At 64.0% G+C, this 21,481-nt stretch carries 28 protein-coding genes; 12 read left to right on the forward strand and 16 right to left on the reverse strand.

Annotated features, from left to right (window positions below):
* Positions 1-183 precede the first annotated feature (183 nt).
* Both TL10_RS14025 and TL10_RS14030 read right to left on the reverse strand, forming a co-directional pair.
* A complete protein-coding gene (locus TL10_RS14025; protein WP_043396732.1) occupies positions 184-654 on the reverse strand; it encodes a DUF5078 domain-containing protein in 471 nt (156 codons plus the stop codon).
* Positions 651-1,022, reverse strand: a complete 372-nt coding sequence (locus TL10_RS14030) for a DUF732 domain-containing protein (RefSeq protein ID WP_043396734.1) — start codon at positions 1,020-1,022, stop codon at positions 651-653. The genes TL10_RS14025 and TL10_RS14030 overlap by 4 nt, the downstream gene beginning before the upstream one ends.
* 132 nt (positions 1,023-1,154) lie before the next feature.
* Between TL10_RS14030 and TL10_RS14035 the strand changes: the two genes are divergently transcribed.
* The 3 genes from TL10_RS14035 (at position 1,155) to TL10_RS14045 (ending at position 3,545) form a co-directional block, all read left to right on the forward strand.
* A complete protein-coding gene (locus TL10_RS14035; protein ID WP_043396737.1) occupies positions 1,155-1,814 on the forward strand; it encodes a TetR/AcrR family transcriptional regulator in 660 nt (219 codons plus the stop codon).
* A 67-nt stretch (positions 1,815-1,881) separates the two neighbouring features.
* Complete coding sequence (locus TL10_RS14040; protein ID WP_043986085.1) at positions 1,882-2,934, forward strand: iron-containing redox enzyme family protein; 1,053 nt, start codon at positions 1,882-1,884, stop codon at positions 2,932-2,934.
* Between the two features lie 86 nt (positions 2,935-3,020).
* Positions 3,021-3,545, forward strand: a complete 525-nt coding sequence (locus tag TL10_RS14045; protein WP_043986086.1) for a flavin reductase family protein — start codon at positions 3,021-3,023, stop codon at positions 3,543-3,545.
* Positions 3,546-3,572: 27 nt separating this feature from the next.
* Here TL10_RS14045 and TL10_RS14050 read toward each other — a convergent pair whose 3' ends face one another.
* Together TL10_RS14050 and TL10_RS30160 are read right to left on the reverse strand one after the other, a co-directional pair.
* On the reverse strand, positions 3,573-3,959 hold the full coding sequence (locus TL10_RS14050; RefSeq protein ID WP_043396744.1) for a heme-binding protein: 387 nt from the start codon (positions 3,957-3,959) through the stop codon (positions 3,573-3,575).
* Positions 3,960-4,250: 291 nt separating this feature from the next.
* Positions 4,251-4,424, reverse strand: a complete 174-nt coding sequence (locus tag TL10_RS30160) for a CsbD family protein (protein ID WP_081936718.1) — start codon at positions 4,422-4,424, stop codon at positions 4,251-4,253.
* Between the two features lie 258 nt (positions 4,425-4,682).
* Here TL10_RS30160 and TL10_RS14055 point away from each other — a divergent pair, with 258 nt between their 5' ends.
* The 3 genes from TL10_RS14055 (at position 4,683) to TL10_RS30640 (ending at position 5,994) form a co-directional block, all read left to right on the forward strand.
* Positions 4,683-5,378 carry a HemK2/MTQ2 family protein methyltransferase gene (locus TL10_RS14055; protein ID WP_043986087.1) on the forward strand — a complete coding sequence of 232 codons (696 nt, stop codon included), beginning with the start codon at positions 4,683-4,685 and terminating at the stop codon, positions 5,376-5,378.
* The gene (locus TL10_RS14060; RefSeq protein WP_043396751.1) at positions 5,375-5,608 is read left to right on the forward strand and encodes a CDGSH iron-sulfur domain-containing protein; all 234 of its coding nucleotides are present in this window, start codon (positions 5,375-5,377) and stop codon (positions 5,606-5,608) included. The genes TL10_RS14055 and TL10_RS14060 overlap by 4 nt, the downstream gene beginning before the upstream one ends.
* Before the next feature lie 230 nt (positions 5,609-5,838).
* Positions 5,839-5,994, forward strand: a complete 156-nt coding sequence (locus TL10_RS30640; protein WP_110789077.1) for a DUF6131 family protein — start codon at positions 5,839-5,841, stop codon at positions 5,992-5,994.
* 90 nt (positions 5,995-6,084) lie between these two features.
* Here the strand turns inward: TL10_RS30640 and mbp1 are convergent, their stop codons facing one another.
* The 9 genes from mbp1 to TL10_RS14105 form a co-directional block, all read right to left on the reverse strand.
* Positions 6,085-6,321, reverse strand: coding sequence for a microaggregate-binding protein 1 (mbp1, locus tag TL10_RS30165; protein WP_081936719.1), 237 nt, complete (start codon positions 6,319-6,321; stop codon positions 6,085-6,087).
* Positions 6,322-6,463: 142 nt separating this feature from the next.
* Positions 6,464-8,065, reverse strand: coding sequence for a GMC oxidoreductase (locus tag TL10_RS14070; RefSeq protein ID WP_043396756.1), 1,602 nt, complete (start codon positions 8,063-8,065; stop codon positions 6,464-6,466).
* Complete coding sequence (locus TL10_RS14075; RefSeq protein WP_043396759.1) at positions 8,052-9,071, reverse strand: NADP-dependent oxidoreductase; 1,020 nt, start codon at positions 9,069-9,071, stop codon at positions 8,052-8,054. Before TL10_RS14075 ends, TL10_RS14070 begins: the two co-directional genes overlap by 14 nt.
* Entirely contained in the window at positions 9,068-10,555 is a 1,488-nt protein-coding gene (locus TL10_RS14080; RefSeq protein WP_231575605.1) for a class I adenylate-forming enzyme family protein, read from the reverse strand. Before TL10_RS14080 ends, TL10_RS14075 begins: the two co-directional genes overlap by 4 nt.
* A complete protein-coding gene (locus TL10_RS14085) occupies positions 10,552-11,469 on the reverse strand; it encodes an alpha/beta hydrolase (protein WP_043396762.1) in 918 nt (305 codons plus the stop codon). The genes TL10_RS14080 and TL10_RS14085 overlap by 4 nt, the downstream gene beginning before the upstream one ends.
* Entirely contained in the window at positions 11,466-12,446 is a 981-nt protein-coding gene (locus TL10_RS14090) for an enoyl-CoA hydratase/isomerase family protein (protein ID WP_043396765.1), read from the reverse strand. The genes TL10_RS14085 and TL10_RS14090 overlap by 4 nt, the downstream gene beginning before the upstream one ends.
* A 130-nt stretch (positions 12,447-12,576) precedes the next feature.
* On the reverse strand, positions 12,577-13,437 hold the full coding sequence (locus tag TL10_RS14095; RefSeq protein ID WP_043396767.1) for an SDR family NAD(P)-dependent oxidoreductase: 861 nt from the start codon (positions 13,435-13,437) through the stop codon (positions 12,577-12,579).
* A gap of 30 nt (positions 13,438-13,467) precedes the next feature.
* Positions 13,468-14,331 (reverse strand): alpha/beta fold hydrolase, encoded by an 864-nt coding sequence (locus TL10_RS14100; protein ID WP_043396770.1) that lies wholly within the window; start codon positions 14,329-14,331, stop codon positions 13,468-13,470.
* A 58-nt stretch (positions 14,332-14,389) separates the two neighbouring features.
* Positions 14,390-15,223 carry an alpha/beta fold hydrolase gene (locus tag TL10_RS14105; protein ID WP_043396773.1) on the reverse strand — a complete coding sequence of 278 codons (834 nt, stop codon included), beginning with the start codon at positions 15,221-15,223 and terminating at the stop codon, positions 14,390-14,392.
* A 98-nt stretch (positions 15,224-15,321) separates the two neighbouring features.
* Between TL10_RS14105 and TL10_RS14110 the strand changes: the two genes are divergently transcribed.
* A complete protein-coding gene (locus tag TL10_RS14110; RefSeq protein ID WP_043397115.1) occupies positions 15,322-15,906 on the forward strand; it encodes a TetR/AcrR family transcriptional regulator in 585 nt (194 codons plus the stop codon).
* Positions 15,907-15,986: 80 nt separating this feature from the next.
* On the opposite strand, the gene TL10_RS14115 is transcribed toward TL10_RS14110, so the two are convergent.
* The 3 genes from TL10_RS14115 to phoU all read right to left on the reverse strand — a co-directional run bounded on the left by TL10_RS14115 (position 15,987) and on the right by phoU (position 17,422).
* On the reverse strand, positions 15,987-16,268 hold the full coding sequence (locus TL10_RS14115; RefSeq protein WP_043396775.1) for a DUF3349 domain-containing protein: 282 nt from the start codon (positions 16,266-16,268) through the stop codon (positions 15,987-15,989).
* Positions 16,269-16,287: 19 nt separating this feature from the next.
* Positions 16,288-16,638, reverse strand: coding sequence for a hypothetical protein (locus tag TL10_RS14120; RefSeq protein ID WP_043396776.1), 351 nt, complete (start codon positions 16,636-16,638; stop codon positions 16,288-16,290).
* Between the two features lie 142 nt (positions 16,639-16,780).
* Entirely contained in the window at positions 16,781-17,422 is a 642-nt protein-coding gene (phoU, locus tag TL10_RS14125) for a phosphate signaling complex protein PhoU (RefSeq protein WP_043396779.1), read from the reverse strand.
* 334 nt (positions 17,423-17,756) lie between these two features.
* Between phoU and TL10_RS14130 the strand changes: the two genes are divergently transcribed.
* The 5 genes from TL10_RS14130 to TL10_RS14150 all read left to right on the forward strand — a co-directional run bounded on the left by TL10_RS14130 (position 17,757) and on the right by TL10_RS14150 (position 21,442).
* A complete protein-coding gene (locus tag TL10_RS14130; protein WP_043396782.1) occupies positions 17,757-19,217 on the forward strand; it encodes an FAD-dependent monooxygenase in 1,461 nt (486 codons plus the stop codon).
* A 52-nt stretch (positions 19,218-19,269) separates the two neighbouring features.
* On the forward strand, positions 19,270-19,968 hold the full coding sequence (locus tag TL10_RS14135) for a DUF899 domain-containing protein (RefSeq protein ID WP_043396785.1): 699 nt from the start codon (positions 19,270-19,272) through the stop codon (positions 19,966-19,968).
* A complete protein-coding gene (locus TL10_RS14140) occupies positions 19,965-20,450 on the forward strand; it encodes an SRPBCC family protein (RefSeq protein ID WP_043396788.1) in 486 nt (161 codons plus the stop codon). Before TL10_RS14135 ends, TL10_RS14140 begins: the two co-directional genes overlap by 4 nt.
* Before the next feature lie 246 nt (positions 20,451-20,696).
* Positions 20,697-21,152, forward strand: a complete 456-nt coding sequence (locus tag TL10_RS14145; protein ID WP_043396792.1) for a DUF5994 family protein — start codon at positions 20,697-20,699, stop codon at positions 21,150-21,152.
* 86 nt (positions 21,153-21,238) lie between these two features.
* Positions 21,239-21,442, forward strand: a complete 204-nt coding sequence (locus TL10_RS14150; RefSeq protein WP_043396795.1) for a cold-shock protein — start codon at positions 21,239-21,241, stop codon at positions 21,440-21,442.
* The last annotated feature ends 39 nt before the right edge of the window (positions 21,443-21,481 follow it).

Raw genomic sequence — 21,481 nt, forward strand, 5'->3', positions numbered from 1 at the left:
ATTGGTGACCCCCGAGGACATCTAGCTAGGTAACCTAACCGAAAAAGTGGATAGAGTCCATCCATTTAAATGTCGTCTTCGTTACAACCCGGCGCGGCCCCACCGCATTCCTGCCACGTCCGCACATGCGCGATCTACCCCGGAAAACGGCTGGTCAGCGCGGGAAATTCGGACGCAAATCACTCAACTATTGGAGCCGAAGTCCCAGACTTGCATGTTGCCGGCCGGGTAGTTCACGCATACGTCGGTGGCCTTCGCGACCACACCCTTGTTGTTGAAGAACACCTTGGCCCAGTTGCCCCAGTGAGTGGCCACCTGTTCGTAATAGACGTTGGTGGCGGTGTCCTCGGAGTACTGCCGGCGACCCGCCGGATCGAGCGAGAAGAACCAGTGGATGCGATCCTCGGCCATCTGCTGAATGTCGGCGGGCCGGTTGTTCCGGTCGATCATGTAGCGCTGGTAGTACACCGGACTGGTATCACGCACCGCCTGCAGATACTGCTCGGCATCACAGGTGGTGACGATGATCCGATGCGGGATCGGGTAGTCGTCGGTGGCATCGGCCGCAGCCGGGCCGGCCAGCGACAGAGAGGAAGACGCCGCAACGCCAAATGCCATGGCGGCCAATCCCATACGAATTGATCGAATCGTCATGCGCGGCCTCCCGATTGCGACTGATGCGCGGCGTCGTCCAACACCGAATGCTTGTCCGGGCAATAGAAATCTATTGCGGCACCGAGGAACTGCCAGTTCTGCTGCGTGACGTTGTGCCGGGACAAGTTGGTGGCGACGAACTTGGCCGACTGATAGGCGTCATGGTCGACGTTGTTGCTCAACCGCTGGCAGGTGATCTTGCCCAACCAGGCGTTGTAGTCCTTCGGGCCATAGATCCCGTAGGTGTGCAATTGATTCGCGAAGTCCGTATCGGGATCGGCGTATGCGGTCCCCGAATTGGCCACTGCCGCAAGCAGTCCAATACCGGCGGCGGCCAACACGCGTACGGCCCGGTGATGTCGCGTCATACAGCACGTCCCCCTGATCGCAGATCACCACAATCGTCAGCCGATCACAGTGTTCGGCATGAAGTTATTCAGGTAAGTGGATGAAGTCAATCCACTTACCTGAATAGTGTCTCGCATTACACTGCGGGGGTGATGACCCGCCAGACCACTGATCGACCGCTGCGCAAGGACGCTGTGCGCAATCGTCAGCGTGTGATCGACGCGGCCCGCGACCTGTTCGCCACACGAGGCCTGGGCGCAACGCTCAATGAGGTAGCCCACCACGGCGGGATCGGCGTCGGCACGGTTTATCGCAGGTTCCCCACCAAGGACGAGCTGATCGAGGCCATCTTCGAGGACGCGATCGACGAGATCGCCGCCTTCGCCGATTCGGGATTGGAATTCGACGACTCGTGGGCGGGATTCACCTGGTTCGTCGAACAGATGGGTCAGCAGACTGCCACCGATCGTGGCCTGCGTGAAATCCTGTACGGGCAGAGTGGTTGCGGCAATCGGGTGGATGCGGCACGTACCCGCCTGGTTCCGAAGCTCGCGAAACTTGTTGAACGGGCCCAAAAAGACGGCTATCTGCGGCCGGGTATCTCCGACAGCGACATGCCGATCCTGGGTCTTCTGGCAGGCACGGTCAGCGAGTTCGCCGGGCACGTCAATGCTGACCTGTGGCGACGGTACGTGGCCATCTTCCTGGACGGGCTGCGCGCTCGCGATGGGCAGGACCCGCTGCCGGTCGATGCCCTTGATGAAGACCAGGCCGCGATCGCCATGACTACCAGTCCGCCGCCCGTGTCCTGAATCAGCACGCCAAACCCTTCTGACTGGCGGCGGTTATCCGGGCACAAAGTCGGGTACCCACCCAGGTATGCGTGCACCCTTCCGTTCAGACCCCTTCGCCCCGGCGGGTCCGCGCCACCATGTGGCGCCGCTCTTGCCCCCGTCGCGCGGCCCGTTGTCCGACACCGTGATCAAGCTGCTGTGCGAGCGTGCGCCGTGCTCTCATCTGACCCGGATTGAGACACCACTCGGCGATGCCGACCCGTTCGGCCTCGATCTTCAACTGGCGCTCTATCTTTGCTACGAGTTGCACTATCGCGGGTTCGTCGACGTTGACCCCCGATGGGAATGGGACGGCGCCCTGTTGCACTTGCGCGGTCGCATGGAAACTGTCTTCCTCGATGCCGTGCGCAGCGAGGTCGGCACCATCACGGCCGACGATGACCCCACGACCGAGATAGACAAGCTGTCCACCGTCCGCCCCGGCAGCCCAAGTGTGTCGGCGTACCTGCGCGATGGGGGCACCTGGGCACAGATGCAGGAATTCTTCGTGCACCGCTCGCTGTATCACCTCAAAGAGGGTGACCCCCACGCCTGGGTGATCCCACGACTCACCGGACAGGCCAAGGCCTCATTTGTGGCTGTGGAGTTCGACGAATACGGCGCTGGACACGGCCGCAACGTTCACCAGGAGCTATTCGCCGATCTACTGGAGGCCGCCGGCCTGGACCATGGCTATCTGGCCTACCTCGACGCCGTTGCCGCCGAGACGCTGGCTGTGGTCAACGTGATGTCCCTGTTCAGCCTGCACCGAGGGTTGCGGGGCGCCGCCGTGGGCCACTTCGCGGCCACCGAGATCACTTCGCCCCCGGGAGCGTATCGACTGGTGGAGGCGTTGCGTCGCCTACGCGCACCACAACCGTGTGTGCGGTTCTACGCCGAACACGTCGAGGCCGACGCGGTACACGAACAGGTGGTGCGCACCGATGTGATCGACAACCTGTTACTGCACGAGCCGCAGTTGGCCAGCGACGTCGTGTTCGGGATGCGTGCGTTCGTCAGCCTCGAGAATCGTCTCGAACACCTCATGTTGGACAGCTGGAACGACGGCCGATCTTCGTTGCAACAGCTGCAGCGGTAGGCCAACAATGTCGCGTATGCCGTTGTGGCCATTGGCCTATCAGATGTCCAGGTGTTGGATTCCGGCACAGTTGGCAGGTGAGGATGATGGACGGTAACAGCGCATTTGAGGATTTCGTCGGGCTGCTCGACTACCCGATGTTCATCGTCACCGCACACGCCCGCGGCGATATGGGTGGGTGCTTGGTCGGTTTCGCCACCCAGGCCAGCATCACTCCCCCGATCTTTCTCGTCGGCTTGTCCCAGCCGAACCACACACTGTCGGTAGCGCATCAGGCGACTCATCTCGGGGTGCATCTGATGGCCAGGGAGAATATCGAGTTGTGTCGGCTCTTCGGCGGTCAAACGAACGACGCAGTCAACAAATTCGACTTTTGCGCGTGGCATCTGGGTCCGGAGGGCACCCCGATCTTGGACGCGGCCGAAGCCTGGTTTGTCGGAGCTGTCGTGCGGCGCCTCGATATGGGCGGCGACCATGTGGGCTATCTGTTGAAGCCGCTGGCCGGGCATCGCGCTGAGAACCCACGTGCCCCAGTGTCATTCGACGATGTCAAAGACCTCGAACCCGGGCATCGGGCTCAAGCACCGCTACCGGAAGCCCAGAACGGATGAGCTCCGCCAGCACGGCAAAAGAACTGGTCAGCCTGCCATGAACTCGTCGTAGGCCGAGGCCATCTCGGGCGAGAGCACCGCGACATTGCACGCGCGTTGGGTGTCACCGATCGGCGCCAGGATGCCCTTGAGTTCGAAGTACTCCTGCGGGTTGGCCGTGAAGTACGTTCTGATGTTGGCGGCCGCAGCCTCGCGCGGTTGCGTATAGACCGCGGATACGGCCTGGTCTGCGCCAGGGTGCGCATTCAAATAGCCGCGCGCCACGCCAAGCACCGACTGGACGGTCGCATTGACGGACTCTCGACTGCAGTCGCTCGGAGCGGCGCCGGCGATCGGTGCCATTGCGGCCGCAATCACCGTTCCAGCGGCCAACGCAGTGAGGGCCAGTTGGGAATTTGAGTTGAGTTTGAGCATCAGGCGAAATCCTTGAAGTAGTTGCTATTGCGATTCCCCGACGTGGGCGGATACCCCGGTTCGGGTAGGCACAAACATCCGAACCCACTGGCGGGCAATGTTCTCGAGTGGGTCGGAAGAATCACGACAACAGGAGGCCAGACAGTCAGCGGTTCGGATGTTACGCGCTGGCGACATGTCAGCTTCTCACAGTGGTTGACTAGGGCCGAATAGGTACGAATTGACCTGTGGGCATTACTGATTGCGATTTGGCATGACGCAATCCGTTACCCACGGGGTGACGACGAGTGGTCAGCCTCGGAAGACGTCCTTGACCTTCTCGCCGGCCTGCTTCAGGTTGCTCTTGGCCTGATCCTTGCGACCCTCGGCCTCGGTGTCTTTGTCTCCGGTTGCCTGCCCGACCTTCTCCTTGGCCTTTCCGGCCAGCTCTTCTGCCTTGTTTTTGGCCTTGTCGACGGCGCCCATGTGCTTCTCCTTTGGTAATGCTTGGCCGGCCACGGTTTCGCAATGTGGAAATGACATCGCCACGCGGCCAATTACCGAGTACCCGGATTGGCGACGTCTAACCGTTCTCGGCGGATCCAAATTCGGCGCTCGCGCTATCGTCCAGCACTCACGTCCTACGCCGCCGGATTGGTTGGGGGTTTGACTCGGCCGATTGTAGGGAATCTCAGTCTGAAGTCCTGGAGCTACCAGTACCCATGATTGTCGAGAGGTCCACAGTTGACCATTACGCACCACTCGGTGTTTGACGCGGTTGTCGTCGACAAGGGTGTTTATGCGCCGCAAGAGGATTCGCGGTTGCTCATCGATGCACTCAGTTCGGCATCCATCGCTGCGGGGCGGCGGGTGCTGGACCTGTGCACTGGCAGTGGAGTGGTGGCAATCGCAGCCGCCCAACTCGGAGCGGCCAGCGTCACAGCATTCGACATCTGCCCGAGGGCAGTCAGCTGCTCGCGGGCCAACGCCGATATGGTCGGAGTGGACGTAGGGATTCGTCTCGGCACGCTGGACCACGCGCTGGCCGCGGGGCCTTTCGACCTGGTGGTGTGCAATCCCCCTTATGTTCCGATGGGCCCCGACAGCGATACCGAAGCGATCCCGTCGACGGCCGGTCGCGCCCTGGCATGGAACGCCGGTCGCGACGGGCGCGAGGTGCTCGGTCCGCTCTGCGAATGGGCGACGACGCTCTTGGCCGAGGGCGGCACCCTCATGCTGGTGCAGTCAGAGTTCGCCGGAATCGAGGAATCGCTGCAGTCCCTGAGATCGTCGGGTCTCGACGCAGAAATCGTTGCTCAGCAATGGATTCCGTTTGGACCGGTACTGTCGGCGCGCGCACGCTGGCTCGAGCACACCGGACGGCTGCCGCGCGGCCGCCGACATGAACAGATCGCGGTGATCCGCGCGGACAAGCGATGAGCGACTCCACGCGACGCCTTGTCCGGGTGGTGCCGTCCGGCCCGATACTGGTGGAGGGCCCTGTTCGGATCGAGTTGGCCGACGGTCGCATCGTTGAGTCTGACCGGTTCATGGTCGGGATCTGCACCTGCCGCCGCAGCAAGATCTATCCACTGTGTGATACCTCGCACCGCACCGTCGTCCGCAATTCATCAGCACAGCGTTCGGCACCACAAGATTCCGTCGATTGACCACCACCCCGTTGCGCGCTTGGCGAGCCGGCCGTCATGGCGATGTTGGCACCGGCCTTGATGGACTTGCGCGCATGGCTCTCCTAGGGGTCGGACACGGGCGGATCGTTTGCGCTTCATTGCGTTCTAGTGCGTTTGAGCCGGACCCGCGGTTTGGTAGCCCGCCGGTATGGGTATCCCTGTCAGCAGTGATCGCGGTTGGAGCGGTCTACAAAAGTTAGGCGGTTGACGTGATCATCTTGGGAGTCATTTTGCTTGTTCTCGGGTACGCACTGGCGGTGCCCATTCTCGAGACCATTGGCACCATCCTGCTGGTTGTAGGTGCTGTGCTGTGGATCCTCGGCGCAGTGGGGCGCCCGGTCGGTGGACGCAAGGTCTGGTTCTAACTCGCCGACCTCCCCCGCGCGCCATCACTGACGAGCGATGACCCGATCTCCTTGCCGGCCAAAGAGATCGGGCCACCGGGCTATTTTGGCCTACTGGTTGGCTCGTTGCCTCTGCTCAGCGACTTTTGCTGCTGCGCGCGCCGATTCGGCTTGGGCTTCCTTCTTTGCGGCATCCCGCTCCGCCTCACCTTTGTCCTGCTGAGCTTGGCCCTCGCGGACAAGGTCGTCGCGACCCGTCACGGTGCCGGCGACCTCTTTGACTTTGCCCTTGACACCCTCGACTACTCCCTTGAGACCCTCTTCAGGACCACTATTGTGTTCACCCACAGCGTTTCTCCTCGGTTGGTAAGCCCCACGTGAACGATTCGTGCGTCACATTTCATGACGGCGGGCCGGGGCCGGCACCCACTACCAATCGGGTTCCCCGTCAGACCGCGGCGAAACCCGTTGTGCAGAACCGGTTGCCCCGTCACACGGCGGCGGAAATGCGTGCGGGAATCTGCGCCATGGCGTATTCGGCGAGCGCGGTGATGGTCAGGGCCGGGTTGACGCCGGGGTTGGCCGGCATCGCGGAGCCGTCGCAGATGAGCATGTTGTGATAGCCGTGAACGCGTAGGTTCGCATCGATGACTCCCTCGGCGCGGGTGGCGCCGATGACGGCGCCACCGAGCAGGTGGGCGGTGGAGGGGATGTTGCCGAGCGCCTCCAGCACGTTGCTCTGGGCGATGCCCCCCGTCCGTTCGGCCAGCCAGCGCGCGGCTTGGTTGCCTTTGTCGATGTAAGTCGGGGCAGGATTGTCGGCGTTCGCGGCGGTGGACAACCGATAGCCGCTCCCCCACCGGCGTTTTCGGGCGCGAAACGAGATCGCATTGTCGCGTGACTGCATCACCAACAACATCACCGTGCGCCGACTCCAGCCCCGTGGCCGCAGCGTCGCCAGCCAGCGTCGCGGATGCCGCACGATGGCGGCAATCCATTTCAGGGGCCGGGTCACCCGGGTGCCGTCACCGACCAGCACGGTGTAGAGCAGGCTGAGCATGTCGGCGTTCGGCCCATAGGTGAGAAGTTCGATGTGGGTGTCGGCGTCGACCTGGACGCTGCTGCTGGCGGTGACATCCCGCCAGCTGCCCTGATCGTCGGGCAGCAACACGGTCAGCACGGATTCGCTGTTGGTGCGCACCAATTCGCCGAGACGGTCGCTCAGGTAGGGCAGCGAGCCACCGTGTTTGCAGTTGGCGAGCAGTTCGTTGGTGCCCAAGGCCCCGCCGGCGAACACCACACCGCGTGTCGTGTAGATCTGTCGGTGGCCGCCGGTGGGATGGATGGTGGTGACGTGGAAGCCGTCGCTGCCGTCGGCATTTCCCGCCGGGGTGACATCGATGGCCTGGTGCTCGGGCAGGATGTGCACGCCGTTGCGCTCGGCGAACCACAGGTAGTTCTGGGTCAGGGAGTTCACTGCCCCGACGCGGCAGCCGACCATGCAGGCACCGCAGCGGGTGCAGCCGGTGCGGTCGGGGCCGGCGCCGCCGAAGTAGGGGTCGGGCACTGTTTTTCCCGGTTCGCCGAAGAACACTCCCGTGGGTGCGCGGCTGACGGCGTCTTCGGTGCCGAAGTGCCGGCCCATTTCGCGAATCCATTGTTGGTGAACCGAATCGAACGGGACCGGAGCCGCGCCGAGCATTCGTTCTGCGGTGTCGTAGTGCGGCCTGAGGCGCTGTTCCCAGTCGCCGAGCTCGCGCCATTGGGCGTCACCGAAGAACTCTTTCTTGGCGCGATAGAGGACGCCGCCGTAGACCAGACTGCCGCCGCCGACACCGCTTTGGGAGGGGAAGAAGATGTGGCGGAATATCGAGGTGCGCATGATGCCCAGCTTGCCCAACCGCGGCGCCCAGGTGTACTTGTCGGTTTGCCACGCCGACCTGGGTAGGTCCTGCGGAGCGTAGCGGCGGCCGCGTTCGAGCACCCCGACGCGAAACCCTTTCTCCGACAGACGTAGTGCTGAGACACTGCCGCCGAAACCCGATCCGATCACCAGCCAGTCGTAGTCAAAAGCCCCATCACGGGTGGTCATCGTCGCCTCGGACGGTCACGACGACTTTGCCGGTGGCGCGGCCGTTTTCGACGTAGGCCAACGCATCGAGGGTGGCGTCGAATGGATACACCCGATCGATGATGGGGTGGATGACGCCGGCATCGACGAGGGCAGCCAGTTCGCGCAGCTGATCCCCGTTCGCGGTCATGAACAGAAACGAGTAGTGCACCGAACGTCGTTTGGCTTTGCGCCGCACCGCGAAGCTCAGAGTCCGCATCGCTTGAACCAGCAGCCAGTTCACTCCGAATTCGCGGGCGAAGTCGGGCTCGGGCGGTCCGGCGACCGAGATGACCCTGCCGCCGGGTTTGACGACCTGAAATGACTTGTCGAGGGTCTCGCCACCCTGGGTATCCAGGACGACGTCGTAGTCGCGCAGCTCGGTGGCGAAATCCTGTGTCTTGTAGTCGATCACGATATCGGCGCCGAGTTCCTTCACCCATTCGACGTTCTTGGTGCTGGTCGTGGTCGCGACAGTGGCGCCCAAGTGTTTGGCCAGTTGAATCGCGATGCTGCCGAGGCCGCCGGAGCCGGCGTGGATGAGCACTTTCTGTCCCGGCCGCAATTGCGCCTTGTCGACCAGCGCCTGCCAGGCGGTCAGGCTGACCAGTGGCAGCGCGGCGGCTTCGTTCATGTCGATGCTGTCCGGTTTCCTCGCGACGTCGTTCTCGTTGACGGCGAGGTACTCGGCGAAGGTGCCGATGCGGTCCTGGTTGGGTTTGGCGTAGACCGCGTCGCCAGGGGCAAATCGCCGCACCCGTGGGCCGGTCTTGACCACGATGCCCGCCAGATCGTTGCCGAGGACGAGCGGAAGTTTGTAGGGCAGAAGCGGTTTCAGCTCCCCGTTTCTGATCTTGAGGTCCAGTGGATTGATGCTGGTGGCGTGTATCTGCACGAGGACGTCATCGTCGCGTAGGTCGGGGACGGCACGTTCGACGGCGCTGACCGTGTCTTTCTTGCCGTAGCGGGTGAGGGCGAACGCTTTCATGGTGTGGCCTTCTCGGTGCGGTGGTTGGTCGACGCCGCGTGAGCGGCGCGCAAGGGGGCCTTGTCGGTTTTGCCGACAGGGTTTTTGGGGATGGTGTCCAAGATGAGGATTTCGGTGGGGCGTTTGTAGCCGGCGAGACTGAGTGCGCAGAGGGCTTGTAGTGCGTTGATGTCGATGGCGGCTCCTGGGCGTGGGGCGACATAGGCCACCACTACTTCGCCCCATTTCTCGTCGGGTGCCCCGATGACCGCGGCTTCCAGCACATTGGGGTCGCTGGACAGGAGGTCTTCGATCTCGCGGGGGTAGATGTTCTCGCCGCCGCGAATGATCATGTCTTTGGAGCGCCCGGCCAGGGTCAGATACCCCTCGCTGTCGAGGTGACCGACGTCGCCGGTGTGCAGCCAGCCATCAATGACAGTGTCGGCCGTAGCCTCCGGGCGGCCCAGGTAGCCGCGCATGACGTTGGGCCCGGCGATGATGATCTCGCCGGCGGAGCCCGTAGGAACGTCGTCGCCGTTGGCGTCGACGATCCGAATCCGTTGGCCAGGAAACGGCTTGCCCACCGTACCCGCCCGACGTGGGCCATCGATCGGGTTGATGGTCGAGGCGCAGGTACCCTCGGAAAGCCCGTAGCCCTCGATGAGCGGGAACCCGTAGCGGGTTTCGAAGCGGCTCAACAACTCCGCCGACGCCGGTGCCGCGCCGCAGATCGCAAAACGCACCGACGACGTGTCCGGAGTGACGTCCTCGGGCAGGGCCGCCAGCATGGTGTAGATGGTGGGAACCGCGCTGAAATAGGTGGGGCGCTCGCGTTCGATCACCTCGAAGAAGGTGCGGGGTGCGAAGCGGTCGGCGATGACGACGCTGGCCCCGGCCAACAGTGGCGTGATCACGCTGACGACAATCCCGTTGACGTGAAACAGCGGAAGGATCAGCAGGCATCGGTCGGTCGGTCCGATCTGCAGGGCCTGGCGCCCCATCTGCGCCATCGCATCGAGGTTGGCATGGTCGAGCATCACGCCCTTGGGTGCGCCCGTGGTGCCACTGGTGTAGATCAGCAGCGCCAGTGCCGCGGGATCGTCGTGCGGCGCCTGATCTGCTCCCACAGGCGCAGTCGCCAACTCAGCGACACCCAGGGTGGGTACCTCGGTGCGGGTGGTGATGTCGTCGTCCATCACCAGCAGCCGTGCCCCGGAGTCGGCGAGTTGGCGATTGACCTCATCGTCTGTGAGGCTCGGGTTGACCGGCGTAATCGCGGCGCCCAGCCGCCAGGCCGCGAACAGCAGCACGACGAACTCGACACGGTTGCGTAGCGCAACGGCCACCACGTCCCCCACGCCGATCCCCTTGTCGCGCAACTGGTATGCCGCAGCCAGAACGCGGTCGTGCAATTGCGCATTCGTCAGTGTGTGGCGGGCGTCGAACACCGCCGGTCCGTGCGGATCGTGCTCGGCACGGCGGCCGGTCAGCATGGATAGTTTCACGGCGCCACACGTATCGGGTTCAGGTGACGGGTCAGGAAGTCGGTCTGGTCGGTGACCAACTGCTCGAACGGTTCGCCGAGGTAGAACGCGAAATGGCCGGCACTGTAATGCTTGATCTCGCCGCGGGGTGCCGACCGTGCATAGCGTTCAGTCTCCTCGGGCGGGGTGACCGTGTCGGTATCGCTGATACAGAACAAGATCGGAAACGCGACCTTCTTCGCGGCCCGGCCCGGCCGGTAGGCCATGATCGTCGGTGCCACACGAGCGGCGACCTCATTGCGGAACGTCGAATCCGCCGGCAGCAGTGCCTGATAGCCGGGTAGTGCGTCCGGAGCGTTCATCAAGGCCAGGGTTCCCGGGGCTCCCGCCAGCGGGATCATCGCAGGTTCCCGCCGGCTCACGATCGAGGCGTAATCACGGGCGACCAACGGCAGCACTTTGAGTGAACCGAGCGGCCCGAGCGCAAGGGCCGACGCTAGACCGTCGGTGAACGGGCATTGGGCCACAGCCGCTTTCAGCTCGGGGTGACGGGAAGCCACCGTGATGGAATGGCCGCCGCCGAAAGAACTGCCCCACACCGCGATCCGAGTGCCGTCGACATCGCGCCGCCCCTTCACGTAGGCGATCGCCGCATCCCAATCGGCGAGTTGGCGCTTGATCGACAGCAGCTGGCGAGGTTGACCCGTGCTGTCACCGAAATGCCGGTAGGTGAAGGCCAACGCGGCGATGCCGGCCTGCGCGAACCGCTCGGCGAAAGCGTCCAGCCGCATCTCGCGGGTGGCGCCCAGGCCATGCCCCAGGATCACCACCGGTGGCGACGCCACACCCGTGGGCAAGTAGAGCCACCCGGCGCAGGTGTCCTTGCCGGAGGTGAACGAGACGTCCTGTCGCGTAAATGACTGTGGCGAGGTCATTTCCGTGCCGCCCCGGCGCCGATACCGTTGAGTGCAGGTACTGTGCCTGATTCCAGCGCGCGGTCGTAGACGTCATCGTTATACAGCGGCAGCTCACCCGAGGATTCGGTGTCGGCGAGGTACTGCAACATCAGCTGCTGGCCCTCCGGGGATTGATCGGTGCCCAGGAACTCGGTGCGCTCGACGTGCAAGCCCTCTTGCAACGACATGGACCCGCCGAAGTAGACCGACCGCTTGATCGCCTCGACCGAACCCTTCGTCCGCTTGCCGAAATACTCGGCGACCTCGACTGCCCGCGTCACGACGTCCCCAGGGGCCACCACTTCGTCGACGGCGCCGTTGGCCAGCGCCTGTGCGGGAGTGAACGGTTTGCCCTCCAAAATGGCGACCAGTGACTTGTGCGTGCCGATGAGCCGAGTCAGACGCTGGCTGCCACCGCCGCCGGGCATGATGCCCAGCAGCACTTCGGGTTGGCCGATGAAGAAGTCGCCGTCGGCCATGATCCGCAGATCGCAGGCCCACGCGAATTCAGCACCCAGCCCGAGAGCCGATCCGTTTAGGGCGGCTACAAATATGACGCCACTGGCGTTCATCTTCAAAAACGTCGCGTGGAGCCGATCCAGCTGCGCGACACCGCGCAGCGGCGTCTTCTGCACAACCGGATCCAAGACCCGGGCGCGGTCCACGCCGCGGGCCAGACGCAGGGCGGCTGACGCGCTGCGCCGGCCCAACTCGGGCACGGCGGCACCTTCTGCTTGTAGCCAGCGCACATCGGCGTGACTGACGAACCGCCCCGGGCGTGCGCCGGTGAACACCACGGCGTGCACACCGGGGTCACGGTCGGCCCGGTCCACCAATGCCTCGAGCTGCCTTGCGATTTGGATCCCGAACAAACTATGCGGGCCACCGTCTACCCGGGCGACCAACACCCGCCCGTGGTCCTCGATCACCAGATCGCCTCGTACTTGCTGTGTCATCGCCGTCCTTTCGAGCGAACCATCTGTAACGAATTTCTGTTCTGGGCAAGGGTTCCCACTTGCCCGCCGAACCGATAGCTGGCGGCCATCAGAAGCTCTTGCCGCGCGTCAGCACAGTTCGGCTCGGGGCTCAACCCCGATGCCTGGTATCGAGTTCAGACAGTGCGCGTTGCACGCCGATGTCACGTGCCAGTCGGGCATCGACCAAAGGGCCGAGGACACCGCGCAATGCCGAGACCGGGCGCCAGCGCGCTGGTGCGGATACGGTGCGTCGCCGCTGTTCGAGGCCGTTGACGATGACTGCTGCCGCCGTGGTCGGCTGGATGCGTTTGAGAATGAACTTCGGCATCGCCGACATCAGCGCTTGCACGTGCGGGTCTTCGTCGATGCCGTGCTGGATCATGCCGGTCTCGATGAGCGAAAAATATGCGGTCATGGCCGTCGCGCCGTGGCTGGCCAGTTCGACGGCGAGCGCGCGACCGGCTTGCTCGACCGCCGCCTTGCTCATCGCATACGGCATTGCTCCTACGCCATTGAGGTAGGCGAAAACCGAACTCACCAAAGCGATCTGGCCACGATTGTGAATGACTGAGTCAATCGTTGCCGACACCGTATTCAGGACGCCGGACACATTGACCGACAGCACGCGGTCGACCTCGTCGGTCGCCAGGGTACGGAATGTTCCACCGCGTCCCATCAGACCCGCGTTGGCGATGGTTACGTCGATGCGCCCGAACTGGTCCTCGACTTTGCGGACTGCGGCATGGACGGAGTCGATCGCCGTGACGTCACAGTCCACGGTCAGGACCTGTCCCGGCGGCAGCGTTCGAGCCGTTCGTTCTGCGGCACTCAGGTCGATATCGGCAAGGGCAACCTGTGCGCCGCGGCGAGTCAGCAACGCGGCAGTCGCCGCACCGAGCCCGCCTCCCGCGCCGGTGAGGAATACGACCTTGCGGTCCAGCGAGTAGGTCTGCTGACGAGCACGAGCCATCACGAAACTCTTTCTGCCGTAATGGATTAGCTACTGGCCGTCGCCGGCGAGGAACGACGCGGCGATCGGCGCGAACTGCTCGTGGTACTGGAAGATGCCACCGTGCCCGGAGTTGGGATAGATGATCAGTTCCGATCCCGCGATGCGCCGGTGTAGGTCCTCGGATAGCACCGAGGGCACCATTCGGTCGTTGTCACCGTTGGCGATCAACGTCGGCTGAGTGATCTTTGACAGGTCCGACGGCCCGGAACGGCCATACGCCTTGATCGCTTTGAGCTGGGTCTGGAAGGCGCTGATCGCGATGTCCTTGTCGCGGTCGGTGGTGCGTTCCTTGAGCCGGTTGACGAACTGCTTGCCGGCGCGCTTGCCCACGGCGTCGCGGTGGAAGAACAAGAACTCCTTGGGGTCCGAACGAGTCAGCGTGGCCCGCAACGTGTCCCAGTAGGTGAGGCCCGCCACCTTGTCGATGTCTTTGCCGCCGCGCGGCCCGGTCCCGGTCAGGACCAGCCTGCGCACCAGTTCGGGATGCTTGAGCGCCAGGTCCTGAGCGATCATGCCACCCATCGAGAACGAGAACACATCAATCTTCTTGAACCCCAACGCCGTGATGAAGGTGTAAGCATCATCGGCAGCTTCTTCGATGGTGCCCGGCACTTTGCCGCTGGACGCCCCAACGCCCTTGTTGTCGAAGGCGATCACGTGGCGGGTCTTGGCGATCGGGTCGATGATGCGCGGATCCCAGTTGTCCAGGGTCGCTGCCAGGTGCACGAAGAAGACCACCGGGATGCCGCCTTTGGGACCGAGTTCACGGTAGGCATAGGTGGTGCCGCCGGCGGTCACAGTGCGCGACGGCGCCTTGGCGTAGGAGGTGATGATGTCACTGATACTGCTCATGAGGTACTCGTTTCTTCAATAGTGCTGCGGTGCAGTGGATTTGCAGTGGTACTGCCACTTAGCCAGCGAGAAACCCGAGAGCGTCGGGAATGAAGGTGGTGTGATGCTGGAATATCCCGCCGTGCCCCGAGCGCGGGTAGATCTTCAACTCCGCGTTGGGGATTCGCCGCGCCATGTCCGCCGACAAGCTACTTGCCACCATGAGGTCGTCATCGCCGTTGGCGACCAGCACGGGAACCGTGATCCGCGACAGGTCGTCGGGTGTGGCCTTGCCGCCGTTGACAATCGCTTTGAGCTGCGCCAGCCGCGCTTGCATCGAGACCTTCTTGTCCCGATCGAAGGTTCGCTCCTGCAGGCGGGCAAAGTAGTCGGAGGCAGCGCGTTTGCCTTCCGCGGTGCGGGGAAAGAACAGGTATTCACGGGGGTCTTTCCGCGTCAGGAGAGCCTTCGTGTAGGCGACGGCGACGATTTTGCGCATCGCGTCGATTCCGCCGCCACCGCGAGGTCCGGTGCCCGCCAAGATCATTCGCCGAACCAGGTCGGGCGCCTTGAGTGCCACCACCTGTGCAACGGCCCCGCCGAGGGAGAACCCGATCAGATCCACCTTCGTCAATCCGAGCGCTCGGATGAACGCAATCGCGTCGTCGGCCATCTGGTCGATGTTGTCCGGCACTACCGATCCGGTGGCCCCAACGCCTCGGTTGTCGAACGCGACGACACGGTGGTGCGCCGCGATGCCGTCGATCACCCTTGGGTCCCAGTCGTCGAGCACGGCGGTGAAGTGATGCAGGAACACCACGGGCACGTCGGATTCGACGCCGAGCTCCCGGAATGCGAACGGCACTCCGTTGACGTCGATTGTCTTGGTGGGCGTGTCTTCCCAGGTGAGCATGTCAAACCTCTCGGCGCGGCTTTGATATTACGATCATAATATTATGACTGTATTATCATCGTCAAGAGTGGTTCGTGACACAAGCGGAGGTGGGTTCCATGGCCAGATATGGAGCGGAACACAAGACTGAGACGCGTCGGCGCATCATCGCGGCAGCCAGCCGGCGCCTCAAGCAAGACGGTATCGACGGTTCGGGGATCGCCGCGGTGATGTCCGACGCCAACCTCACCAACGGCGCGTTCTACGCACACTTCGAATCCAAGAACGATCTCGTCGCGAGCGTCATCACCGATCAACTCGAACAACAGCGTGCCGCCGTCAGCGCCCTAGGGGCTGATCGCGATTCGCTGGAAGGCTACATCCGCACCTATCTGTCCACCGAACACCGGGACAACCAACCCGACGGCTGCCCGACGGCACCATTACTGAGTGAAATCGGACGTTGCGATGGCATCGTCAGGGACGCCTATTCCGCTGGGGCGCAGTCGATCGTCCAGGAAATTGCCGCGCACCTCCCGGCCGTGAGGCCGGAAGCGAATCGGATACAGACAGCGTGGGGCCTGTTCAGCATTCTGGTCACCTCGCTGCAACTCGCCCGAGCGATCACCGACCCCGAAGTCTCCGCCCAAGTGCTCGACGCCGGGATCAACAACGCACTTCAGATTCTCGACAGTCCGGAATGACTTCGGTGGCAGCACTGGAAGACAGAAGAACAACCCCTCCTGTAGCTTGAAAAACTCCGCCCCGGGAGGGCGGTTCGCCGCTACTGCAGACCGAACAGCGATCGCCTGACGCGATCGATATCTGTGCGGGCGGCAAGTTTGTCGGTGATGGCCATGACGGCGACAGCGATATCGATGTCCGATACGGCCGCTCGGTGCTGTTGCGCGAAAAGACTTTTCAGTCTGTCGATGTCGCTGTCGGTGAGCCGGCGGGGCATCAGCGCCAACAGGGGGTTGTAGCCGTTGGCGGGGGCCATGGGCGGCTGCCCGAGGCGCAAGTAGGCGATCAGCGCCGTGATCGCCCTGCCGAATCTGCTGCTCATGTCGGTGCTCGTCTGGTCATCATGCGGTGGGGAAACGCCGGTGGAGCGCGTCGCGCATCGCCTGTACTTCGTTCATGCGCGTGGCCAGTGTGCCGAGGTGTTTGTCGGTGCCGTGCTGGGCGCGGCGTCGCAGCGCGGTCGCCTGCGATTGCAGTTCGGCTAGTTCGTCGTCGAGCAGCTCGATGAAGCGCCGCGCCTGCAGCACGTCGGAATCGTGCTGGCCTACCGGCGCCCGTTCGGGGGTGTTGAGCGTCGGCGGCGTGATCGGATCGGCGGGGCGTAGACGGAGAATGTGGTGGGCTTCGGTGACTTCGTATGACGCAGCATCCAGCCGAGTAGCCCGATGGGCGTCGGTGAACTCGGCCGTCATCGAATCACGATCGCAAATCCGCAGGCCAGAATCAGTTTCCCTGCGGTATCTGTCCCGTAAGGAGCCGTTCACACTCGGTTCACCCGGGTTGTGAGCTTCAGACGCCGCGGCCTCGTCGAGAACAGCGGCGATGGGCGCCGCGTCAGTCCCGTGTGCCGGTGCTTCGGTAGATGACATTGTGGGCGATTTCGACGGCGTGGTCGGCGAAGCGTTCGTAGTAGCGGCTCAGCAGGGTGACATCAACGGCGGCGGTGGTGCCATGGGACCACTGCGGGTCCATCACCACGACGAACAGACGCCTGTGAATGTCGTCCATGGCTTCATCGTCAGCGTTGAGCTGGGCTGCCTTGTCGGTGTTCCCATCGAGCACAACACATTTGGTGTCTTGCGCGAGCCGCACCGCGATGCTTCCCATCTCGGCGAAATGGCCACTCACATCGCCCGGCACGGCGGTCTCGGGGTGGCGGCGGCGACTGATCTGAGCGACGTGCGTCGCCAGGGCGCCCATGCGCTGCAGATCAGCGACATTGCGCATGCCGGAGAGGACGGCGCGCAGATCGCGGGCCACCGGGGCTTGGCGGGCCAGGATGCTGAACGTGTCCGCTTCCAAGGCAGCGCACTTGGCGTCGATGTCGTGGCGGCGGTCAATGACATGTTCGGCGGCGCCGAGGTCGGCGTGCAGCAACGCATCAGTCGCCAGCTGCATCATGGCGGCGGTGCGGTCACACAGGTCGGCGATGCCGTCGTTGAGCGCATCGAGTTGCTCATGGAAGACAGTTCGCATGGGTTACCACCCTACGACGCGCATGGAACTCTGCATGACGTGAAGGTTAACGTCAGCAAACAACACCTGGTCGAATCACCAGCAAGCACCGTGCTGGTCGTCGATGTCGGCCAGCACTCCTCGACACTGCGACAACGTCTCGGCGCCCACGCTTGTATTTCAGTTTGCGGATCCGCCAATTTCCGTCAGCTCGGAATGCCATCCGCCACGGATAAACTCACCCCTCCACTTTCAACATATAGCGCACCCGGGGGCTTGCGGCAAGACCCCCCTCATGCTCCAGAATCGCTGGGCTGCAACGCAACTTGCGGCTTGATCGTCTTGAGGGGGACGCATGACAGATACCGACGTGATCATCGTGGGCGCCGGACCGACCGGTCTGACACTGGCCACCGAACTCTGCCTGGCCGGGGTCAAACCGCTTGTGCTGGAACGGCTCACCGACATCCGCGAGGTCGCCAAGGCCGGCGGCATCGGCGGTCAGATCCTGAACCTGTTGCGCTACCGGGAGCTCGGGGACCTGCTCGACGACGCGGCCGGCGCACCCGTCACCGCCAAACTTCCGTTCGGCGGCATCCACGTCGACCTGACCGAGCTCGATGAGTCACCGATGCAGGTGCAGCGACTCCCCCAGCCCCAACTGGAAGCCCTTCTGCAGAGCCACGTGCAAAACCTCGGCGTGGAGGTCCGGCGCGGCCACGAGGTGACCGGTCTGCAGCAGGACGACGACGCCGTGTACCTCGAAGTCCAGGGGCCTGACGGCCCGTACCGCGTCAGCGCGCAGTACGTGGTGGGCTGCGACGGGGTGCGCAGCCAAGTCCGGGAACTGGCCGGCATCGAGTTTCCGGGCATCGTCTACCCCGAGGTCCATCGGATGGCCAATGTCACGTGGCCGCCCGAGATCACCGTCCGCGACGACGGCGACTACGACGTGCCCGGATACGGCCGTCTGCCGTGGGGGTACAGCCAGACCGAAGGCGGAATCTTCGCCATCGCGTCGTCGGAGGCCGGACGGCTGGGCATGTACACCAGCGAGGCTCCCGATCACGACTACGACGATGACGACCCGATGACGCTGGACGAATTCCGCGACAGCGTGCGCCGCGTGCTCGGCGTGGACATTCCGCTCGGCGAGCCACAACGGCTGACCCGCTTCACCTACGCGGCCCGGCATACCGAGCGTTATGTCGCGGGCCGGGTGCTGCTGGCCGGCGACGCCGCCCATCAGATTCCGACGGGCGGCGTGGCGGTCTCGGCCGGGATGCTCGACGGGGTGAACCTCGCCTGGAAACTGGCCGCCACGGTCCAGGGCTGGGCCCCGCCCGGGCTGCTCGACACCTACCACTCCGAGCGTCACCTCGCGGGTGAGCGGCTACTGCTGCACGCTCAGGCCCAGGTGTCGTTGCGGCGTGGACACGACCCGGCCGACGAGGCACTACGAAAAGTGTTCAGCGAATTGGTCTCCGACGCGCCCGCACTCGCGCGGGTCGGCGCGATGATCGCGGCGTCCGACGTCCGGTACCCGATGACCGGCGCGCAGCCGCACGCCCTGGCAGGCACGTTTGCGTCGGGCCTGCCCGACGACGTCGTGGCGGCCCTGCGCGCGGCGCGACCCGTCTTCGTCGGACCGGCCCAGCTGTGCGACGTCGCGGCGCCGTGGGCCGACCGCGTCGACCTCCTCGATCACCACGGTGACTCCCTGCTGATCCGGCCGGATGCGCACATCGCCTGGGCGGGTGCCACGGAAACGGGACTGCGCGACGCGCTCACCTACTGGTTCGGCGAGCCGCGATGAATATTCGGGCCCGCACCGGTCTATCCCATGAACACACTCTTCAGGAGGCAACATGACCGAGCAGACCGCCCTGCCACCGGTGGTTGACCAGGACACCTGGCGTGCCGCCCTCGACGACCTACGCCGCCGCGAAAAGGCCGCGACGCGTGAACTCGACGCCATCGCCGCGCAACGGCGCCGGCTGCCGATGGTCGAGCTACCCGACTACACGCTGATCGGTGCCGACGGACCCATCCGGCTGGCCGACATCTTCGACGGCCGGTCGCAGCTGATCGTCTACAACCACATGTGGACCGACGGTGCCGAGTGGCAGTGCTCCGGCTGCACGGGCTACACCTCGCAGTTCACCCGGCTGGACTTCCTGTCCAACTACGACGCCCGGTTCGTCATCGTCACCAATGGCCCCATCGAGGAAGCCCTGGCCTACAGGAACAAGGTGGGCAACCAGATGGATTGGTACTCGTCGTCGGAGAGCACCTTCGGATCCGACGTAGATGCCGCACCGGGCGACGGTTTCGCGGTGAATGTGTTTCTGCGCGACGGCGACACGGTGTACCGCACCTGGCACGCCAACGGCCGCGGCACCGAGCAGCTGGGCCACAGCTTCTCGCTGATCGACGTTCTGCCCTACGGCCGCCAGGAGCAGTGGCAGGATTCGCCCGACGGCTGGCCCAAATCGCCGACGTACTCCAAGTGGGCCGGCTCCCCCGATATCGCACGCCTCTGCGGACCGAACGGACAGCACCGATGACCAGCAACACAACGGCACAAGAACGCTTCGTCGCCACCCGCACCATCGCCGCGCCGCCCGCGGCGGTGTTCGCCGTGCTGGCCAACCCTGCGCGGCACAAGGACACCGAGCCGGGCGACTGGGTCCGCGACGCCATCGACTCCGCTCCGATCACCGGTACCGGCCAGGTTTTCGCCATGAACATGTACCTCGACCAGGCCGGCGGCGACTACGTCACGCACAACCGGGTGACCGACTTCGAACAGGACAAGACCGTCGGCTGGGCGACGGGGAGTCTGGACGACTCGGGCGAATACATCCCGGGCGGTTGGTGGTGGCGCTACGACCTGGCCCCGAACGGCGATGGCACCGATGTCACGCTGACCTACGACTGGACCGGAACACCGCAGGCCTTCCGCGACCAGATCGGCGGCATGCCGCCCTTCCCCCTCGGGTTCATCGAGGCGTCGCTGGCTGCCCTCGATCGGGCCGTCACCGGCTGATTCAGGCCGCCCACCCCTGCGCGGCAACCTTTGCACGACAAAGGATTTGCCGCGTCGGGGTGGGTGGAACATCGCACGAGTGACCGGAGGGTCGGGTTACGAGCATCGATCAAGCCGATTTGCTCCTGGGCGAATCCTGGGTATGCTGATTGCATCGGCGGTACTTCGTCGCGTGGCTGATCATTGCCACGCCGTCGCCGATTCGAAGAAGTTTGGCCGATTCGCGGTCAAGGCAGGAGCGTCGGAATGACGCCGCAACATGACCACACGACCCTGATCGACCGCACCACCCCGACGCACACTCCCCGTTTACGGTTGAAGCCCAAGGCTCCCCACAGCGGATATGTGGACGGGGCGTGGTGGCCGCACACCAGCAACCTCAGCAGCGAACTGCCCGATCTCTTGTCCGTGCTGTCGGTTCGTCTCGGACGGATCGACCGAGTGCTGTACAACGTCGGCGAGTGGTCGAGCGCACCGACCAAACTCGACACCGGCGGACGGCAGGTCCGACTGGACGGATATCAGCGCCAGCCCATCAACACCGTTGAGGTGGTTGGGCTCGACCGCGACAGGATCGTCCTTCTGACGGTGCCCGCAGCCACGGATCCGGCGGAAGCCCATAACGCCCTCATGAACGCCGCGCGTCCCGATGACCACACGACAGTGCTGGGCATCTTGGCTGCCGCGCAGCATGCCGACTAGCCAGCTAAGAATCCCTTACGCTGCGCCCCAACAGATTTGGATGCGCCGATGCGCATTCATGATGAAAAAAAGAAAGTAGTAACAGCATGACCGAAGGTACCGTGAAGTGGTTCAACAACGAGAAGGGCTTTGGATTCATCGCCCCGGACGGCGGCACGCCCGACGTTTTCGTTCACCACACCGAGATTCAGGGCAGCGGCTTCCGCTCGCTTGAAGAGAACCAGCGAGTGAAGTTCGACGTCACCCAGGGCGCCAAGGGCCCGCAGGCCGTTGGCGTTACCGTCCTCTAAGCACGCCAAAAGTCCTGGGCTGGCGCGGGTTCGCCCCGC

The sequence above is a fragment of the Mycolicibacterium llatzerense genome, assembly GCF_000878195.1.
GTDB classification, from domain to species: domain Bacteria; phylum Actinomycetota; class Actinomycetes; order Mycobacteriales; family Mycobacteriaceae; genus Mycobacterium; species Mycobacterium llatzerense.

Bases quoted from the DNA above. Each gene is read 5' to 3' on its own strand.
- TL10_RS14025 (WP_043396732.1), bottom strand. From the start codon at position 654: ATGACGATTCGATCAATTCGTATGGGATTGGCCGCCATGGCATTTGGC.
- TL10_RS14030 (WP_043396734.1), bottom strand. From the start codon at position 1,022: ATGACGCGACATCACCGGGCCGTACGCGTGTTGGCCGCCGCCGGTATT.
- TL10_RS14035 (WP_043396737.1), top strand. From the start codon at position 1,155: ATGACCCGCCAGACCACTGATCGACCGCTGCGCAAGGACGCTGTGCGC.
- TL10_RS14040 (WP_043986085.1), top strand. From the start codon at position 1,882: ATGCGTGCACCCTTCCGTTCAGACCCCTTCGCCCCGGCGGGTCCGCGC.
- TL10_RS14045 (WP_043986086.1), top strand. From the start codon at position 3,021: ATGGACGGTAACAGCGCATTTGAGGATTTCGTCGGGCTGCTCGACTAC.
- TL10_RS14050 (WP_043396744.1), bottom strand. From the start codon at position 3,959: ATGCTCAAACTCAACTCAAATTCCCAACTGGCCCTCACTGCGTTGGCC.
- TL10_RS30160 (WP_081936718.1), bottom strand. From the start codon at position 4,424: ATGGGCGCCGTCGACAAGGCCAAAAACAAGGCAGAAGAGCTGGCCGGA.
- TL10_RS14060 (WP_043396751.1), top strand. From the start codon at position 5,375: ATGAGCGACTCCACGCGACGCCTTGTCCGGGTGGTGCCGTCCGGCCCG.
- TL10_RS14070 (WP_043396756.1), bottom strand. From the start codon at position 8,065: ATGACCACCCGTGATGGGGCTTTTGACTACGACTGGCTGGTGATCGGA.
- TL10_RS14075 (WP_043396759.1), bottom strand. From the start codon at position 9,071: ATGAAAGCGTTCGCCCTCACCCGCTACGGCAAGAAAGACACGGTCAGC.
- TL10_RS14085 (WP_043396762.1), bottom strand. From the start codon at position 11,469: ATGACCTCGCCACAGTCATTTACGCGACAGGACGTCTCGTTCACCTCC.
- TL10_RS14090 (WP_043396765.1), bottom strand. From the start codon at position 12,446: ATGACACAGCAAGTACGAGGCGATCTGGTGATCGAGGACCACGGGCGG.
- TL10_RS14095 (WP_043396767.1), bottom strand. From the start codon at position 13,437: ATGGCTCGTGCTCGTCAGCAGACCTACTCGCTGGACCGCAAGGTCGTA.
- TL10_RS14100 (WP_043396770.1), bottom strand. From the start codon at position 14,331: ATGAGCAGTATCAGTGACATCATCACCTCCTACGCCAAGGCGCCGTCG.
- TL10_RS14105 (WP_043396773.1), bottom strand. From the start codon at position 15,223: ATGCTCACCTGGGAAGACACGCCCACCAAGACAATCGACGTCAACGGA.
- TL10_RS14110 (WP_043397115.1), top strand. From the start codon at position 15,322: ATGGCCAGATATGGAGCGGAACACAAGACTGAGACGCGTCGGCGCATC.
- TL10_RS14115 (WP_043396775.1), bottom strand. From the start codon at position 16,268: ATGAGCAGCAGATTCGGCAGGGCGATCACGGCGCTGATCGCCTACTTG.
- TL10_RS14120 (WP_043396776.1), bottom strand. From the start codon at position 16,638: ATGACGGCCGAGTTCACCGACGCCCATCGGGCTACTCGGCTGGATGCT.
- phoU (WP_043396779.1), bottom strand. From the start codon at position 17,422: ATGCGAACTGTCTTCCATGAGCAACTCGATGCGCTCAACGACGGCATC.
- TL10_RS14130 (WP_043396782.1), top strand. From the start codon at position 17,757: ATGACAGATACCGACGTGATCATCGTGGGCGCCGGACCGACCGGTCTG.
- TL10_RS14135 (WP_043396785.1), top strand. From the start codon at position 19,270: ATGACCGAGCAGACCGCCCTGCCACCGGTGGTTGACCAGGACACCTGG.
- TL10_RS14140 (WP_043396788.1), top strand. From the start codon at position 19,965: ATGACCAGCAACACAACGGCACAAGAACGCTTCGTCGCCACCCGCACC.
- TL10_RS14145 (WP_043396792.1), top strand. From the start codon at position 20,697: ATGACGCCGCAACATGACCACACGACCCTGATCGACCGCACCACCCCG.
- TL10_RS14150 (WP_043396795.1), top strand. From the start codon at position 21,239: ATGACCGAAGGTACCGTGAAGTGGTTCAACAACGAGAAGGGCTTTGGA.